The 15867-nt window shown below is 77.4% G+C and carries 12 protein-coding genes; 7 read left to right on the top strand and 5 right to left on the bottom strand.

Annotated elements, in window-relative coordinates; all coding sequences use genetic code 11:
* Positions 1–147: 147 nt before the first annotated feature.
* Together D7294_RS33600 and D7294_RS03120 are read left to right on the top strand one after the other, a co-directional pair.
* Positions 148–2466: a PEP/pyruvate-binding domain-containing protein gene (locus D7294_RS33600; protein ID WP_120675080.1), complete on the top strand. Its 2319-nt coding sequence runs from the start codon at positions 148–150 to the stop codon at positions 2464–2466.
* Positions 2463–3404 carry a hypothetical protein gene (locus D7294_RS03120; RefSeq protein ID WP_120675078.1) on the top strand — a complete coding sequence of 314 codons (942 nt, stop codon included), beginning with the start codon at positions 2463–2465 and terminating at the stop codon, positions 3402–3404. Before D7294_RS33600 ends, D7294_RS03120 begins: the two co-directional genes overlap by 4 nt.
* Before the next feature lie 82 nt (positions 3405–3486).
* Here the strand turns inward: D7294_RS03120 and D7294_RS03115 are convergent, their stop codons facing one another.
* The 3 genes from D7294_RS03115 to D7294_RS03105 are packed head-to-tail and all read right to left on the bottom strand — an operon-like array spanning position 3487 to position 6699.
* Positions 3487–4284: a sugar phosphate isomerase/epimerase family protein gene (locus D7294_RS03115; RefSeq protein ID WP_120675335.1), complete on the bottom strand. Its 798-nt coding sequence runs from the start codon at positions 4282–4284 to the stop codon at positions 3487–3489.
* A 35-nt stretch (positions 4285–4319) separates the two neighbouring features.
* Complete coding sequence (locus D7294_RS03110) at positions 4320–5495, bottom strand: dihydrodipicolinate synthase family protein (RefSeq protein ID WP_120675076.1); 1176 nt, start codon at positions 5493–5495, stop codon at positions 4320–4322.
* 43 nt (positions 5496–5538) lie between these two features.
* A complete protein-coding gene (locus D7294_RS03105) occupies positions 5539–6699 on the bottom strand; it encodes a Gfo/Idh/MocA family protein (RefSeq protein WP_120675074.1) in 1161 nt (386 codons plus the stop codon).
* Positions 6700–6788: 89 nt separating this feature from the next.
* Between D7294_RS03105 and D7294_RS03100 the strand changes: the two genes are divergently transcribed.
* The gene (locus tag D7294_RS03100; RefSeq protein ID WP_120675072.1) at positions 6789–7835 is read left to right on the top strand and encodes a LacI family DNA-binding transcriptional regulator; all 1047 of its coding nucleotides are present in this window, start codon (positions 6789–6791) and stop codon (positions 7833–7835) included.
* A 64-nt stretch (positions 7836–7899) separates the two neighbouring features.
* On the opposite strand, the gene D7294_RS03095 is transcribed toward D7294_RS03100, so the two are convergent.
* Both D7294_RS03095 and D7294_RS03090 read right to left on the bottom strand, forming a co-directional pair.
* Positions 7900–8589, bottom strand: coding sequence for a flavin reductase family protein (locus D7294_RS03095; RefSeq protein WP_120675070.1), 690 nt, complete (start codon positions 8587–8589; stop codon positions 7900–7902).
* Positions 8590–8692: 103 nt separating this feature from the next.
* The gene (locus tag D7294_RS03090; RefSeq protein WP_422070642.1) at positions 8693–9400 is read right to left on the bottom strand and encodes a signal peptidase II; all 708 of its coding nucleotides are present in this window, start codon (positions 9398–9400) and stop codon (positions 8693–8695) included.
* Between the two features lie 164 nt (positions 9401–9564).
* Between D7294_RS03090 and D7294_RS03085 the strand changes: the two genes are divergently transcribed.
* From D7294_RS03085 to D7294_RS03070, 4 genes are all read left to right on the top strand, one after another.
* Positions 9565–10305, top strand: a complete 741-nt coding sequence (locus tag D7294_RS03085; RefSeq protein ID WP_120675066.1) for a helix-turn-helix domain-containing protein — start codon at positions 9565–9567, stop codon at positions 10303–10305.
* A 330-nt stretch (positions 10306–10635) separates the two neighbouring features.
* Positions 10636–12714 carry a glycosyltransferase family 4 protein gene (locus D7294_RS03080; RefSeq protein ID WP_120675064.1) on the top strand — a complete coding sequence of 693 codons (2079 nt, stop codon included), beginning with the start codon at positions 10636–10638 and terminating at the stop codon, positions 12712–12714.
* A gap of 216 nt (positions 12715–12930) precedes the next feature.
* Complete coding sequence (locus tag D7294_RS03075; protein ID WP_241562049.1) at positions 12931–15345, top strand: ATP-binding SpoIIE family protein phosphatase; 2415 nt, start codon at positions 12931–12933, stop codon at positions 15343–15345.
* Positions 15342–15866: an NUDIX domain-containing protein gene (locus tag D7294_RS03070; RefSeq protein ID WP_241562048.1), complete on the top strand. Its 525-nt coding sequence runs from the start codon at positions 15342–15344 to the stop codon at positions 15864–15866. The genes D7294_RS03075 and D7294_RS03070 overlap by 4 nt, the downstream gene beginning before the upstream one ends.
* The last annotated feature ends 1 nt before the right edge of the window (position 15867 follow it).

Genomic DNA, 15867 nt, shown 5'->3' with positions numbered 1-15867 from the left:
CCGGGCAGCGGCCCGCCGCCGCGGCGGGCGGTGCGGCCCGCCATGGCGGGACACATCACCTTTTGCCGCCGGTTGCCTGTCAGGCACCGGAGCGTCACGCGGCGTCCTCATTCCCGTAAGGCCGGAGGGGGACTCGGGAGGCAGGCGATGGACATCCAGGACATCGAGGGCACCGGAGGAACCGGGCTCGCCGGGGAGGGGCCGGCCGCGGCCGGGGAGCGCGTCCTCGCCCTGGCCGATCCGCGCGCGCGGCGGGTGGAACTCAGCGGCGGCAAGGCGGCCTCGCTCGCCCGGGCCGCCGAGGCGGGGCTGCCGGTGCCGCCCGGCTTCGTCGTGCCGCCGCCCAGCGCTCAACCGACCCCGCACGGACGCGAGTTGTACGCCGCCTGGCGGGAGCTGAGCGCGGAAGGCACCCGGCCACTCGCCGTGCGCTCCTCCTCGGCCGCCGAGGACACCGTGACCTCCTCGATGGCGGGCCGTTTCCGCACCGTCCTGGACGTGCGCGGCTGGGAGGAGTTCCGCGCCGCGCTGCGGGAGGTCCGCGGCTCCTCGGCCCGGGAGCCGGCCGTGCTGGTGCAGCCCATGGTCAGGTCGCGGGTCGGCGGGGTGCTCTTCACCTCGGATCCGCTGCCGGGCGGCGCCCGCCGGATGCTGGTCAGCGCCGTGCGCGGCGGGCCGGACCGCCTGGTGGGCGGCGCCGAGACCGGCAGCGACTTCCGCCTCACCCGGCACGGCCGCCCGGTGGGAGGGGCGCCCGCGGCCGGGCTGCTGACCGGCCGGGAGCTGCGGCGGCTGGCCGCGCTCGCCCGGCGGGCGCGGCGGCTCTTCGGGCGCGCCCAGGACATCGAGTTCGGCTTCGACGCGCTCACCGGCCGCCTGTGGCTGTTCCAGTCCCGGCCGATCACCGCGCGGGCCCCGCGCCCGGCGCGGCGGGCCAGGCTGCTGGGCGCGGGGCCGGTGGCGGAGACCCTCCCCGGGGTGCTGCACCCGCTGGAGGAGGACCTGTGGGTGACGCCGATGGCCCACGGGCTCGCCGCCGCGCTGCACCTGTGCGGGGCGGCGAGCGCCCGCACGCTGCGCGGCGTGCCCGCCGTCACCACCGTGGCCGGCCGCGCCGTGGCGGACCTGCGGCTGCTCGGCCTCGCCGGGCCGCGCCACCGGCTGCTCGCCGCCCTCGACCCGCTTCCGGCGGCGCGCCGCCTGGCCGCGGCCTGGCGCGTCGGCCGGCTGCGCGCCGCGCTGCCCGGCCTCGCGCTCGCCCTGCGGGCCGAGGTGGACGCCCAGCTCGCCGCGGCCCCGGCCGCCGGGGAACTCTCCCCCGCCGCGCTGGCCGCCGCCCTGCGCTGGAGCCGCGCGGTCCTGGTCCCCCTGCACGCCCAGGAGGCCCTGGCGGGCGCGCTGCCGGCGCCCCCGGAAGCCCCGGCCGCCGCCCGCCCGCGCCGCCGGCGTGCCCCCGCGGCGCGGGTGGCCGCGAGCGGCCCCGGGGGAGCCGCCGCGGGGGCGGCGGGGGACGCGGCGGGCGCTCCCCCGGCGACCGGCGCCGGGGTGGCGCTCGCCGCCCTCGCCGCCGCGCGGGCCGCGGGCGAGGAGGAGGCCGCGATCCCGGCCCGCCACCCCGAGGTGCTGGCCCTGATCCCGCCCAGCCTCACCACCCCGCCCCGCCCCCCGGCGGCATGGCCCGCCGGCACGGTCCCTGGCGCGATCCCGGACTCAGTCCCCGAAACGGTCCCCGGCACGGCCCCGGGCGCGATCCCCGGCACGACCTCGGGCGCGATACCGGATACGGCCCCGGATACGGCCCCGGGCGCGGTCCCCGACACGGCCCCTCGCGCGATCCCGGACACGGACCCGGATTCGGCGGCCGGGTGGCAGGAGATCGCGGCCGCCCTGGCGGGCCTGCCGCTCCGGGAGGCGCTGCGGCTGCGCGTGCGGTGGGTGCAGGAGTTCCAGGCGGCGCTGGTGCGGGAGCTGGCGGCCCGCCACCCGGGTCCCGAACCGCTCGCCCTGCTGCGGTGGGAGGAGCTGCTCGCCCTCGCCGAGGGCGGGCGGCGGCCGGCCGGGGCGAACCGGCGGACGCCGCCCCCGCAGGGCCCGCCGCCGCCCGACGCGTTCCGCCTGGCCGCGGACGGCACCCCCGTGCCCGAGCCGCGGCGCGGCGGCCGGGCCGCCGGCGCCGGCCGGCCCGTCTCCGGCGGGCGCGTCCACGGCCTGGCCTGGGACGGGGCGGGGCCGCCGCCGCCCGGGGCCGTGCTGGTGGTCCGCACCCTCGATCCCGGCCTCGCCCCCCTGCTGCCGGGGCTGACCGGGCTGGTCGCGCAGACCGGGAGCCCGCTGTCGCACCTGGCCCTCCTCGCCCGGGAGTCGGGGCTGGCGGCCGTCACCGGCGTGCCCGGGGCCGTGGACCGCTTCCCGCCGGGCACCCCCCTGCTCGTCGACGGCGCCACCGGGGAGGTGCGGGCCCGATGAGGGGCGCCAGGTCCGCCGCCTACCTCCTCGGCGGGGCCGCCGCGCTCGGGGCGGCCTGCTTCCTGGTCGTCTACCTCTACCGGTGGCAGTGGCAGCGCACGATCGTCTGCGGCGTGCTGCTCCTCGTCGTCGAGGTACTGCTGCTCTCCCTCGCCGTCCTCGACCGGCTGGCCCGCCTGGAGCGGCGGCTCGGCGAGGGCGACGCCAGGCAGCGGGAGATCCTCGCCGCCCTGCGCGGCGCCGAGGGCGCCCCGGCGGGCGAGGAGGCGCGGACCGCCGCGGGCGGCCCGCGGTTCTCCTGGCTCGAACGCGGCACGGAGGCGCTGGAGTGGGAACACCACAGCCACGTCTTCGTCCCCGTGCTGATGGCCACGGGCGCGGCGCTCTCCGGCCTCGCCTGGCTGGTCGAGCGGGCGGCGGGGGCCACGGCCCGTCCCGCCGCGGGACGCCGCCTGGCCCGCAGGTTCGCGGTGCTCGCCGCGCCGCCCGGCGGCTACCTGGCCGGGGCGCGGGACCTGCCGCCGCGCCCGGCCCTCGCTGGCCCAGGCTCCACCCGCGGCGGGCTGCGCGGCCTGGCCTGGCTGACCGCCGCGCTCCTGTGCGCGCTGCTCGTCGCCGGGCTCGCCGAGCTGACGGAGACGGCGCCGCCCGAGCACGGCGAGGCGACCGCCACCTCGCTGCTCTTCACCGTCGAGGGCCACGGCGTCACGGCCGAGCGCTCCGCGCTGGCCGCGCGCCAGCTGTGGGAACGCTGCCGGGACGCCACCTCGGTCCCGCTGGGCCAGGCCGGGATGACCCGCCTCGACGAGGGCCTGTACGCCGCCACCGTGCACCCCTCGCTCTCCGCCCACGACGAGCACCGCCTGGAGGGCTGCCTGGAGGACGCCACCCTGGACCGCATCCGGCTCCACGTCCTGGGCACCGGCTCCGTCGAGTGACGGGGCGCCCGCCCGCGGCATGAAGCCGCCCCGACCCGGGGCGGCTTCACCCGGGACGGGGCGGCGTTCAGGGGGGCGCGGGTCAGCGCCCGTGCGCGCGGTAGCGGGCCACCGTCTCCCTCAGCACCTCGTGTCCTTCGCGCGCCCACAGCCCGTCGTTGAACAGCTCGACCTCCACCGGGCCGCGGTAGCCCGCCGCCTCGACCTGCGACCTGAACCAGCGGAAGTCGACCGATCCGTCGCCGAGTTGGCCGCGGCCGTTGAGCACCCCGGCCGGCAGCGGGGTGACCCAGTCGGCGAACTGGAAGGCGTGGATGCGCCCGCCGGCCCCCGCCCGCCGTATCCCCTCGGCGACGGCGTCGTCCCACCACAGGTGGTAGGTGTCCACGACGACGCCGACCTGCTCGGCCGGGAAGCGCTCCGCCAGGTCCAGGGCCTGCGCCAGGGTGGAGACCACGCAGCGGTCGGCCGCGTACATCGGGTGCAGCGCCTCGATCGCCAGCCGCACGCCGCGTTCGGCCGCGTAGGGGGCGAGTTCGCCCAGGGCGTCGGCGATCCGCTCGCGGGCCCCGGCCAGGTCGCGGCTGCCCGGCGGCAGGCCGCCGGAGACCAGGACCAGCGTGTCGGTGCCCAGGGTGGCCGCCTCGTCGATGGCCGCGCGGTTGTCCGCGAGGGCGCGGGCCCGCTCGGCCGGGTCGATCGCGGTGAAGAAGCCGCCCCGGCACAGCGAGGTGACGGTGAGGCCGGCCTCGCGGACCAGCCGGGCCGCGGCCTGCAGGCCGAACTCCGCCACCGGCTCCCGCCACAGCCCGACGCCCGGCACCCCGGCCGCCAGCAGGCCATTGACCAGCTCGGGCAGCGAGAGCTGCCTGACGGTCATCTGGTTGAGCGAGAAGTCCCGCAGGTCCTCGTGCGTCACGCCGTCACCCCGTTCACCGCGAGCAGGTGCCTCATCCTGGACTCGGCCAGGCCGGGGTCCGGGAACAGGCCGAGCCCGTCGGCCAGTTCGTAGGCGCGGGCCAGGTGCGGCAGCGAGCGCGCGGACTGCAGGCCGCCCACCATCGCGAAGTGCTCCTGGTGCCCGGCCAGCCAGGCCAGGAAGACCACGCCGGTCTTGTAGAAGCGGGTCGGCGCCTGGAAGAGGTGCCTGGACAGCGGGACGGTGGGGTCGAGCACCGCCCGGAAGCCGGCCGTGTTCTCCTTCTCGCCCCCCTCGCCCGCGTCCAGCGTCCGCACCGCGTGCGCGGCGAGCGGGCCGAGCGGGTCGAAGATGCCGAGCAGGGCGTGGCTGAAGCCCTGCTCGTCCCCGGCGATCAGCTCCGGGTAGTGGAAGTCGTCGCCCGTGTAGCAGCGGACCCCCGCCGGGAGGCGGCGGCGCAGCTCCACCTCGCGGCGCGCGTCGAGGAGGGAGACCTTGACGCCGTCCACCTTGGCCGGGTCGGCGGCGATGATCTGCAGGAAGGTGCCGGTGGCCGCGTCCAGGTCGGCGCTGCCCCAGTAGCCTTCGAGCGCCGGGTCGAACATCGGCCCGAGCCAGTGCAGGATGACCGGCTCCGCGGCCTGCCGCAGCAGGTGCCCGTAGACCTCCAGGTAGTCCTCGGGGCCGCGGGCCGCGGCGGCAAGCGCGCGGGAGGCCATGAGGATGGCCTGCGCGCCCGTCTCCTCGACGACGGCCAGCTGCTCCTCGTACGCGGCCCACACGGCGGCGAGCGAGGCGGTGCCCGGCGCGAGCTGGTCGGTGCCCACGCCGCAGGCGATGCGCCCGCCGACGGCCTTCGCCTCCGCGCCGGAGCGGCGGATCAGCTCCGCCGCCCCGCCCCAGTCCAGGCCCATGCCGCGCTGGGCGGTGTCCATCGCCTCGGCCACGCCGAGGCCGTGCGCCCACAGGTGGCGGCGGAAGGCGAGGGTGGCCTCCCAGTCGACGGCGGCCGGGCCGTCCGGGGTGGTGTCGGCGAAGGGGTCGGCGACCACGTGGGCGGCCGAGTAGACGACGCGCGCGGCGAGCGGCCCCTCGCCCGGCGGGTGGTCGGCGGGCTCGGCGCGGGGCTGGTAGTCGCGCAACCGGCCCTGGCTGTCGGGCAGTCGGATCATGGGGTGGCTCGCTCCTCTCCTCGGCGGTGGGTGCCTCGCGGGGTCACAGGCTCAGCTCGGGCACGGGCAGCCTGCGGCCCTCGGCCGAGGAACGCAGCCCGAGCTCGCCGACCTGCACGCCCCTGGCGCCGGCCAGCAGGTCCTTGTCGTAGGGCTCGTCCGCCACGACGTGCCGCAGGAACAGCTCCCACTGCGCCTTGAAGCCGTTGTCGAACTCACCGTTGTCCGGGACCTCCTGCCACTGCTCGCGGAAGACCTCGGTGGCCGGGATGTCCGGGTTCCACACCGGCTTCGGGGTGGCGGAGCGGTGCTGGACGCGGCACGTGCGCAGGCCGGCGACGGCCGAGCCCTCGGTGCCGTCGACCTGGAACTCGACCAGCTCGTCGCGGTTGACCCGGACCGCCCAGGAGGAGTTGATCTGGGCGACGGTGCCGCCGGCGAGCTCGAAGATGCCGTAGGCCGCGTCGTCCGCCGTGGCCTGGTAGGGCTTGCCCTGCTCGTCCCAGCGCTCGGGGATGTGGGTGACGGCGAGCGCCTGCACGCTCTCCACCCGGCCGAACAGCCCGTGCAGCACGTACTCCCAGTGCGGGAACATGTCGCGCACGATGCCGCCGCCGTCCTCGGTGCGGTAGTTCCAGGAGGGGCGCTGGGCGGCCTGCCAGTCGCCCTCGAAGACCCAGTAGCCGAACTCGCCGCGCACCGAGAGGATGCGGCCGAAGAAGCCGCCCTCCACCAGCCGCCGCAGCTTGAGCAGGCCGGGCAGGAACAGCTTGTCCTGCACGACGCCGGTCTTGATCCCGGCCTCGTTGGCGAGCCTGGCCAGCCGCAGCGCGCCCTGAAGGTCGCCCGCGGTGGGCTTCTCGGTGTAGAGGTGCTTGCCGGCCGCGATGGCCTTGGTCAGCGCCTCCTCGCGGGCGGCGGTGATCTGGGAGTCGAAGTAGATGTCGACCGAGTCGTCGCCCAGGACGGCGTCGAGGTCGGTGGAGACCGATTCCGCGGGCAGGCCGTGCCGCTCCGCGATCTCGCGCAGGGCGTGCTCGCGGCGGCCGAGCAGCACCGGCTCTGGCCAGATCGCCGTGCCGTCGCCCAGGTCGACGCCGCCCTGCTCGCGGATGGCCAGGATCGAACGGACGAGGTGCTGCCGGTACCCCATTCGTCCCGTGACCCCGTTCATGGCGATCCTGACGGTCCTGCGTGTGGTCATGGGCTGTGCCTCCTGGGCAAGTAAGCGCTTTCTACATCGACAGAAGCTAACCTCTCCCCACGGGGAAGGACAAGTGTGGGAGCGAAGGCATGTCAGTGACGCTGGCGGACGTGGCGGCCCGCGCGGGGGTGTCCGCGGCGACCGTCTCCCGGGTGCTCAACGGGAACTACCCGGTGGCCGGCTCCACCCGCAGCCGCGTGCTGCGGGCCGTCGACGAGCTGGAGTACGTGGTGAACGGCCCGGCCAGCGCCCTGGCCGCGGCCAGCTCCGACCTGGTCGGGGTGCTGGTCAACGACATCGCCGACCCCTTCTTCGGGATCATGGCGAGCGCGGTGCAGTCCGAGATCGGCCCGGGGCCCGACGGGGCCGGGCACAAGATGGCCATCGTCTGCAACACCGGGGGCCTCCCCGAGCGCGAGCTGACCTACCTCACCCTCCTCCAGCGCCAGCGCGCCGCCGGGGTGGTCCTCACCGGCGGCGCCGTCGAGGACCCGGGGCACGCCGAGGCCCTCGGCGCGCGCCTGCGGCGCCTTGAGGCGGCGGGGGCGCAGGTCGTGCTCTGCGGGCGCCCCCCGCTGCCCGAGCCGGGGCCCCTGACCGTCACCTTCGACAACCGCGGCGGCGCCCGCCGCCTGACCGAGCACCTGCTCTCCCTCGGCCACCGCCGCCTGGGCTACCTGGCGGGCCCCGCCGGCCGCACCACGACCAGGCACCGGCTGGAGGGGCACCGCGAGGCGCTTTCCGCGGCCGGCCTGGCGGGGGACGCCGAGCGGCTGACGGTGCAGGGCGCCTACGACCGCGCGGCCGGCTACGACGGTGCGCTCGAACTGCTGCGGCGCGACCCGGGGTTGACGGCCATCCTGGCGGCGAACGACACCGTGGCACTCGGCGTCTGCGCGGCGCTGCGCGACCGGGGGCTGCGCATTCCCGAGGACGTGTCGGTCACCGGCTTCGACGACCTGCCCTTCGCGGTGGACGCCACGCCCGCCCTCACCACGGTGCGCCTGCCGCTGCACGACGCCGCGGCCCGCGCCGGGCGGCTGGTCCTCGGCCGCGAGACCCCGCCGCCCGGCGGCGTCACCACCTTCCCCACCGAGCTGATGGCCCGCCAGTCCACGGCCGCCCCCGGCCGGTAAGGCCTTTCCCGGCGGCGCCGCGCGCCGGCCTGGGTGCCGGCCGGGGTGCCGGTCAGCGCGCCCGTCAGCGCGCCGGCCGGCCGCGTTCCTGCGCCGCCTCCCCGGCCGGCTCCGGCCGGGCCGTGGGCCCCTCGGGGCGCGGCGGCCGGGCGGCGCGGCCCGGGGTCTCGGTGCGGAAGGAGGCGCCGAGTTCGGGGCCGAGGGTGAAGTAGTGGCGGAAGTTGTAGACGAGGGGCCGCCAGGCCGCCGGGTCCACGTGCTGGGTGTCCCCGACCACGATCCGCGGGTCCGCGTGCACCCGGAGCACCCGCGCCTCGACGATCACGAAATCGCCCGCCGCGTCCGGCCTGACCGCCTCGGCCCTGGCCTCCAACTGCAGCGGGCAGCCCGCCACCCGCGGGGGCCGCACGAGCACGGAGGGCTCGGGGCGCAGCCCGGCCGCGCCGAACTTGTCCCGCTCGAACCTGGCCCACGTCTTGTGCGGGGGCACCGGGTCGGCGCCGGTCAGCGGCGCGAGCCGTTCCACCGCCCGCCACTGCCCGGGCGCGGGGAGGTTGATCACGAGCTCGGGGCGGCTGCGCAGGTTGCGGGCGGTCTGGCCCCCGGGGCCGAGCCCGAGCACCACCACCTGCCCCAGCGCCCAGGCCGAGGACATGGGCGCGAGGTTCGCCGAGCCGTCCTCGTTCTCCGTGCTCAGCAGCACCACGGGGGTGCCGAAGTACAGGATGGGGGGCCGTATCGCGACGTGTTCCATACCCGGGGACGCTAGGCGCCCGGCAGTTCGGCCGGCGCCGAAGGATCGCGCCCGCGCGGGCCCCGGCGGGTGCCGCGCCCGCCGCAGCGGCGGGGCCGGCGGCTCAGGCCCCCGGGCCGCGGCCGTCGCCCGGCCGCGCGGGCCCCGCCTCCGCGCGGGGGCCGGGGACCGGGGCGGCCCCCGCCGGGGTCGCCCCGCCGCGGGTGGTGCCGTCGAGTTCCCAGCCGCAGAAGGAGAAGAGCACGATCAGCGCCCCGCCGCAGACGATCGCCCAGTCGGCGAGGTTCATCACGCTGAACCCGCGGACGGCGATGAAGTCGACGACCGCCCCCTGCAGGTCGCCCGGGGCGCGGAAGAGGCGGTCGGTGAGGTTGCCCAGCGCGCCGCCGAGCAGCAGCCCGAGCGCGAGCGCCCACGGCCTGCTGTAGAGCCGGCGCGCCAGGCGGAAGATCACCGCGGCCACGCCGATGGCGATCACCGTGAACACGAGGGTCGTCGCCCCGCCGATGCCGAAGGCCGCGCCGGAGTTCCGCATCACCCGCAGCTCCATCCACGAGCCGATCAGCCCGACCGGGGCGTGGTGTTCGAGCCGGGCGACCACGGCCAGCTTGGTGCCAAGGTCGATCGCGTAGGCCAGGCCCGCCACCGCGAGGAGCAGGGGAACGCGCCGCCTGGCCGCCCCGCCCTCTCCCCGGGCCCCGGCGCCCGCGCCCCGCCCTCGATCCGCCGCATCCGGGACATCCGCCACATCCGCCACATCCGTCGCGTGCGCGGCAGGCGCCGCCTGTGTCGGGTTGGTCGCGTCGGTCACGTTCAGCCACCTCGAAGTCCCTCGCCCGGGGGATCCGGGCGCGCCGTTCGCGGTCCCGCGCGCGGGACCGGCCCCTCCCAGCGTACGGACCCGCCGGGCCCGCCCCGGTCCCGGCGGGGAACGCTTCGGCGCGGGCCGAAACGCCGGCGCGTCATGCTGGGGGTATGCGAGGCACGGCGGAGACCCGGCAGACCGGGGCCCAGCGCGCCGGGCGGGAGGCCGATCGGGACCTCGCCGCCCTCGCGGCGCTGCTGGCCAACGACACCCGCGCCGGGTTCTGCCTGGCGCTGCTCGACGGCCGTGCGTGGACGCCGACCGAACTGGCCAGGCTGGCCGGGGTGGCCCCCTCGACGGCCACCGAGCACCTGAACGCGCTGGTGGACGGCGGGCTGCTGAGCGAGGTGCGCCAGGGGCGGCACCGCTACGTGCGGCTGGCCGGTCCCGAGGTGGCCGCGGTCGTGGAGAGCCTCGCCGCGCTGGCGCCGGCCGCCGCCCCGCCGCGCTCCCTGTCGGCCGCAGGCCGCCGCAGGGCGCTGGCGGCGGGCCGGACCTGCTACGACCACCTGGCGGGCGCCCTCGGCGTCGCCCTCACCGACGCGATGACCGCCAGGGGCCTGCTGGACGGCGCGCACGATCTCCGCCTCACCCCGCGCGGCGCGGCCTGGCTCGCCGAACTCGGCCTGGCCCCGCGGCCCGGCGGGCGCCGCCCGCCCACCCGCGCCTGCCTCGACTGGACCGAACGCCGTCCGCACCTGGCGGGCGCGGTGGGCGCCGCGCTGTGCCGGCACGCCTTCGAGGCGGGCTGGGTCGCGCGGCGCGGCACGGGGCGCGCCGTGCGGCTCACCGAGGCGGGGCGCGCGGCCCTTTCCGCGCACCTCGGGCTCACCTCAGACGGCCGCTTCTGAGCCGGCCCCACGACGTGGGCGGGCGGTCGCCCCGGCCGCGGACGGAAGCCGGGCACGCCCATTCCCGCGCGCGCTGCTGATTCACCTTCACTTCACCTTTCCCGCGGATCACTTCACCTTCCCCACAGGCGCGGCAGGGGAGGCGCGGGAGGCGAGGGGGCACCCGGAAGGGGTGTGGAAGGAGCGAAGGAATGCGGGGACGCCGTGGGCAAGATCACTCCGCGTGCACCCCCTACAACCGTGCGGGCGCCTCATTGGTCCACCTCACAGCGACTTCCCCCGTTTTGGCCTGGGGAAGCGCCGGGACACGGAGCCGCTGGGGGGCCTGCCTTGAAGATCGTTTTTCTGCTGAACAACGCCTACGGCATCGGGGGGACAATCAGGTCGGTCGGTAATCTTTCGGCCGCGCTGGCCGCGCGCGGGCACGAGGTGCGGGTCGCCAGTCTCTACCGGCATCGTGACGTGCCGAGCCTCGGTTTTCACCCGGATGTCACCGTGGAGCCGCTGATCGACCTGCGCGAGGGGGTGGCCCTGCCGCCCGCGGGCGCGCGGCCGAGCGAGCTCTTCGCCCAGGCGCGGATGGACTTCGGCTCCACCCCGCCCTCGCTGCTCAGCGACCGCCTGGTGGCGGAGTACCTGGCCGGGACCGACGCCGAGGTGGTGATCTCCACCAGGCCCACGCTGAACGCCTACCTGGCCCGGTTCGGCGACCCGCGGCGCCACCTCAGGATCGGCCAGGAGCACCTGACGCTCCGGGCGCGCAAGCAGCCGGTGCGCGCCCTCCAACTGCCCGCCGCCGCCGTGCTCGACGCGTTCGTGCCGGTGTCCGAGGCGGACGCCGCCGCCTACCGGGACGCCCTCCCCGCCGCGGCCACCCGGGTGCTGTGCATTCCGAACTGCTCGCCCACCCCCGCGGTCGCCCCCGCGACCGGCGACTCGACGACGATCGTGGCCGCCGGCCGGCTGGTCCCCGTGAAGCGCTACGACCGCCTGATCGACGCCTTCGCCAAGGTCGCCCCCGAGTTCCCCGAGTGGGACCTGCGGATCTACGGCCGCGGCCCGGTCAAGGATGCGCTGCGCCGGCGGATCGAGGAGCACGGCCTGTACGACCGGGCCCGGCTGATGGGCGCCGCCTCGCCGATCGAGGCGGAGTGGGTGAAGGGCGCGATCGCGGCGGTCTCCTCCGACGTCGAGTCGTTCGGGCTGACCCTCGTCGAGGCGATGGCCTGCGGGGTTCCGGTCGTCTCCACCGACTGCCCGCACGGGCCGCGGGAGATCCTGACCGAGGGCGAGGACGGCCTGCTGACGCCCCTCGACGGCGGCAGCGAGGCGTTCGCCGACGCGCTGCGGCGGCTGATGGCCGACCCGGCGCTGCGGCGGCGCATGGGCGCCGCCGGGCTGCGGAGCGCCGCCAGATACCGGCCGGAGACGATCGCGCGCCGCTACGAGGAGCTGTTCGCCGCGCTGCTCGCCGACCGGCCGCGCCCGCGCTCCGGCCCCCGCGGCGAGGGCCGGGGCAGGCCGGGGGCCGGCGGCCTGGCCGGGCTGCGGGGCCTGCGCGGGCTGCGCCGGCTGGTGGGCGGCGGCAGGCCGCGCGGGACCCGGCAGGCCCCGCCGGCGCAGCGGCCGCGTCCGGCCGCGCGGCCCCTGGCGCGCGTCGCCTGCACCGCGGACGGGGGGCTGACCGTCTCGGCGCTGCCGCCCGCCGGCGAGCTGCGGCTGCGGCTGCGGCAGGACCCGCGGGGCCGGGAGGTCAGGGTGCCCGTCGGGAAGGACGGCACGGCCACCCTCTCGCGGGCCTCGCTCACCCTGGAGGAGGGCCGCTGGGACGTGTTCGCCGGGGCGAAGCCGAAGCGGGTGGGCGCGCGGCTGGTGGAGCGGGCCGCCCTGGTCGGCACGCCACCCACCGTGGACGAGCGGGGCGTGTCGGCGTGGATTCCCTACGTGACCGCCCACGGCAACCTCTCGCTGCGCACCTGGCTGCGCCCGGCCCACGCCGAGGTGGCCGACGTGGTGGTGGGCAGCGAGGAGGTGCGGATCACCGCCGCCCTGCTCACCACGGAGCCGCCCGCGCCCGAACGGGTGAGGGCGGTGGCCGCGCCGCGCGGGCAGACCGACGGGGAGATCGGCCTTGCGGTGCGCCCGCTGGCCGCGCCCGGCCTCTTCTCGCTGGTCCTGCGGCAGGCCGACGTCCCCGACGAGGGCCGGTGGGACCTGCGGCTCTGCCTGCCCGACGGCGCCCTGGTGCCCCTGGGCAGGATCGGCGGCGACATTCCCGACCGGAAGAAGATCGACGTCCTGCCCTCGCCCGGCCCGCGCCTGCGCCTGTACTTCTCCACCTCCAACGACCTGGCGCTCTCCCGCGCCGCCAAGGAGGCGGCCGGCGCGGAAGGCGAGGACGGCGCCTGAGCCGGCGGCCCGTTCCGGGGGCCGGGCGCCCGGGGCCTTCGGGCCCCGGCGCGGCGCGGCACGCGGGCAACGGCGCGGCACGCGGGCGGCTGCGGGTGGCGCGCGGGCCACGGCGGGCGGCGCGCGCTCCGCGTCGCCGAGCCGGGGTCCCGCGGTTACGGTTGAGCAGAGGGCTGGCAGGACAGCCCCCGTCTACCCGGCCGGGAGGTGCGCTCGGTGGCTCCCCTTCGCCTGGGCGGCAGGATCGGCTTCTTCGCCCTGCTTCTGACCTGGGTGGTACTGCTCGGGGTCGTGCAGAGCCTGATCTCGCAGGGCGCCCTCAGGCTCGTCGGCTGGACGCTGCTGGCGCCGCTGGTCGGCGGGGCGCTGCTCACCTTCAGGCAGACGCTGCTCGTCTGCGGGGCCACCGTGCTGACCACGCTCGTCGCCTACGGCTTCCTGGCCAGGGACATCGCCGTGTGGCACCGGCTGCTCGCGGTGGCCCTGGTCACGGTCGCCTGCGCGCTGAGCCTCGTGGTGGGACGGGTCAGGCTGGGCCGGGAGCGGCGGATCAGCGGCCTGATGGTGGCCCGCGAGCGGCTGACCCTGCTCAGCGTGGCCAGTACCCACGTGGGCTCGACCCTGGACGTGGACCGCACGGCGCGGGAGCTGGTGGAGGCCGCGGTGCCCAGGTTCGCCGACACCGCGGTGGTCGACCTCTTCGATCCGGTGCTGCACGGGGAGGAGCCCGCGGAGGAACGGCCGCGCGGCCCGGTCACGGTGCGCCGGGTGGCGGGGCGCACGGTGGACGAGGGCGACGGGGTGGAGACCTTCGAGCCCGGCGGCACGGACACCTACGAGCCGGGCTCGGTGCCGGGCCGCTGCCTGGCCACGGGCAAGGCGGCGCGGGCCGGCATCCAGAGTGCCTCCGAGGCGGCGAGCTGGCTGGGCGCCGACCCGGCCGAAGCCCGCTTCCTCGCCCCCGCCGTAAGGCGCGGGCCGCAACGAGGCGAGCCGGCCCCCGGCCGGCCGGACGCGGCCGCCCCCGGCCGGGACGGCGTTGGCGGGGACGACGCGGGCGGGGACGACGCGGGCCGGGACGACGCCCCGCCCGGCGGCGCAGGACGGCCGGCGGAGGAGGGCGCCGACGGCCCCGGCGCGGACCGTGCCGAGGAGCCTCCCGGGGAGGGCACGGCACCGGAGGCCGCAGAAGCGGAGGGCACGGCACCGGAGGCCGCAGAAGCGGGGGCCGCCGGGCGGCGGCCGGAGGGGCGGCGCAAGGGCCGGGGGCGGGCGAAGGCGCGGGAGCCGGCCGCCCGCCGCCACGACTACCACTCCGGCATCGCCGTCCCCCTGCGGGCCCGCGGCGCGACCCTCGGCGTGGCGGTCTTCCTGCGCAGTCACCGCCCCGAGCCCTTCGACGCCGACGATCTGCTGCTCGCCGAGGAGATCGGCGCGCGCGCCGCGGTCTGCGTGGACAACGCCCGCAGGTACACCCACGAGCACCACACCTCGCTCACCCTGCAACGGAGCCTGCTGCCGAGGCGGCTGCCCGAGCAGGCGGCGGTGGACGTCGCCACCCGCTACCTGCCCGCCGACACCGGCCTCGGGGTGGGCGGCGACTGGTTCGACGTCATCCAGCTCTCCGGCGCCCGGGTGGCGCTGGTGGTCGGGGACGTGGTGGGGCACGGCCTGTACGCCTCCGCCACGATGGGGCGGCTGCGCGCCGCGGTGCGCACCCTGGCCGACATCGACCTGCCCCCCGACGAACTGCTCACCCACCTCGACGACGTGCTGATCAGGCTGCGCGCCGAGACCGGGCGCGGGGACGGCGGCGAGCCGGGCGAGGGCCAGTTCGCCGACGCCGGCGCCACCTGCCTGTACGCGGTCTACGATCCGGTCTCCCGCATGTGCTCCCTCGCCCGCGCCGGGCACCCGGAGCCCGCGCTGGTGCGGCCGGACGGCAGCGTGGAGTTCATCGGCCTGCCGGCCGGGCCCCCGCTCGGCGTGGGTGGACTGCCCTTCGAGGCCACCGAGTTGAGGCTGCCGGAGAACAGCCTGCTCGCCCTCTACACCAACGGCCTCATCGAGGCGGGCGGCCACGACCTGGACCTGGCCATGGACGAGCTGCGGAACGTCCTCGCCCGGCCGGGGAGTTCCCTGGAGGCGACCTGCGACGCGGTGCTGCGGGAGATGCTGGACGGCGACTCCAGGCTCAGGCCCAAGGACGACGTGGCGCTGCTGCTCGCCCGCACCCACGCGCTCGACGCCTCCCACGTGGGCGTCTGGGACGTCCCCTCCGATCCGACGGCCGTGGGCCGGGCCAGGGAGCTGGTGAACCGGCAGCTGGCCGACTGGGGCCTGCCGGAGGCGGCCTTCTCCACCGAGCTGATCGTCAGCGAGCTGGTGACCAACGCGATCCGCCACGCGGGAGGCCCGATCCGGCTGCGCGTGATCCGGGAGAACTCGCTGATCTGCGAGGTCTCCGACGGCAGCAGCACCACCCCGCACCTGCGCCGGGCCCGCACCCTCGACGAGAACGGGCGCGGCCTGTTCATCGTGGCGCAGCTGACCCAGCGCTGGGGCACCCGGCAGACGAGCGAGGGCAAGACGATCTGGGCGGAGTTCTCCGCTCTAGGCTCGGGACTGTGACCGATTCCCCCGGCCTTTCCGGCCTCCCCTCCACCGGCCAGGACCGGCCGGGCGCGCCGCTCGCCCGCGGCCCGCGCGGCATGGAACTGCTCTCCTTCTCCCCCGGCCTGCCCGAGGACTCCCCCCGCCCCGGCGCCCCGGTGCGCTACGTCCTGGTGGCGCTGTGGCACGGGGACCACCTGCTGATGGTCAGGGAACGCGAGCGCGACTGCTGGGAGTTGCCCGGCGGCGGCGTCGAGCCGGGCGAGACGCCCCGCGAGGCCGCCGTCCGCGAGCTGCGCGAGGAGTCGGCCCAGCGCCTGGAGCCCGGGGCGCTGCGGTTCGCCGGCTTCACCGCGACCGCGCTGCCCGGCAGGCCGACCCTGCACGGCGCCCTGTACGAGGCCGAGGCCGGCCACCGGCTGCCGTTCCGGCCCACGCCCGAGATCGCCGCGATCCACTGGTGGGACCGCGTCGCGCCGCTGCCCGGCGGGCGGCTGCAGACCGTGGACGCCTACCTGGCCGCCAGGCTGCGCGGCTGAG

The organism is Streptomyces hoynatensis (assembly GCF_003626535.1).
In the GTDB taxonomy this organism is placed as follows: domain Bacteria; phylum Actinomycetota; class Actinomycetes; order Streptomycetales; family Streptomycetaceae; genus Streptomyces; species Streptomyces hoynatensis.
The sequence above is the reverse complement of the archived record's forward strand: the minus strand, read 5'-3'. Positions and strand labels throughout refer to the sequence as shown.

Bases quoted from the DNA above. Each gene is read 5' to 3' on its own strand.
- D7294_RS03085 (WP_120675066.1), top strand. From the start codon at position 9,565: ATGCGAGGCACGGCGGAGACCCGGCAGACCGGGGCCCAGCGCGCCGGG.
- D7294_RS33600 (WP_120675080.1), top strand. From the start codon at position 148: ATGGACATCCAGGACATCGAGGGCACCGGAGGAACCGGGCTCGCCGGG.
- D7294_RS03120 (WP_120675078.1), top strand. From the start codon at position 2,463: ATGAGGGGCGCCAGGTCCGCCGCCTACCTCCTCGGCGGGGCCGCCGCG.
- D7294_RS03115 (WP_120675335.1), bottom strand. From the start codon at position 4,284: ATGACCGTCAGGCAGCTCTCGCTGCCCGAGCTGGTCAATGGCCTGCTG.
- D7294_RS03105 (WP_120675074.1), bottom strand. From the start codon at position 6,699: ATGACCACACGCAGGACCGTCAGGATCGCCATGAACGGGGTCACGGGA.
- D7294_RS03100 (WP_120675072.1), top strand. From the start codon at position 6,789: ATGTCAGTGACGCTGGCGGACGTGGCGGCCCGCGCGGGGGTGTCCGCG.
- D7294_RS03095 (WP_120675070.1), bottom strand. From the start codon at position 8,589: ATGGAACACGTCGCGATACGGCCCCCCATCCTGTACTTCGGCACCCCC.
- D7294_RS03110 (WP_120675076.1), bottom strand. From the start codon at position 5,495: ATGATCCGACTGCCCGACAGCCAGGGCCGGTTGCGCGACTACCAGCCC.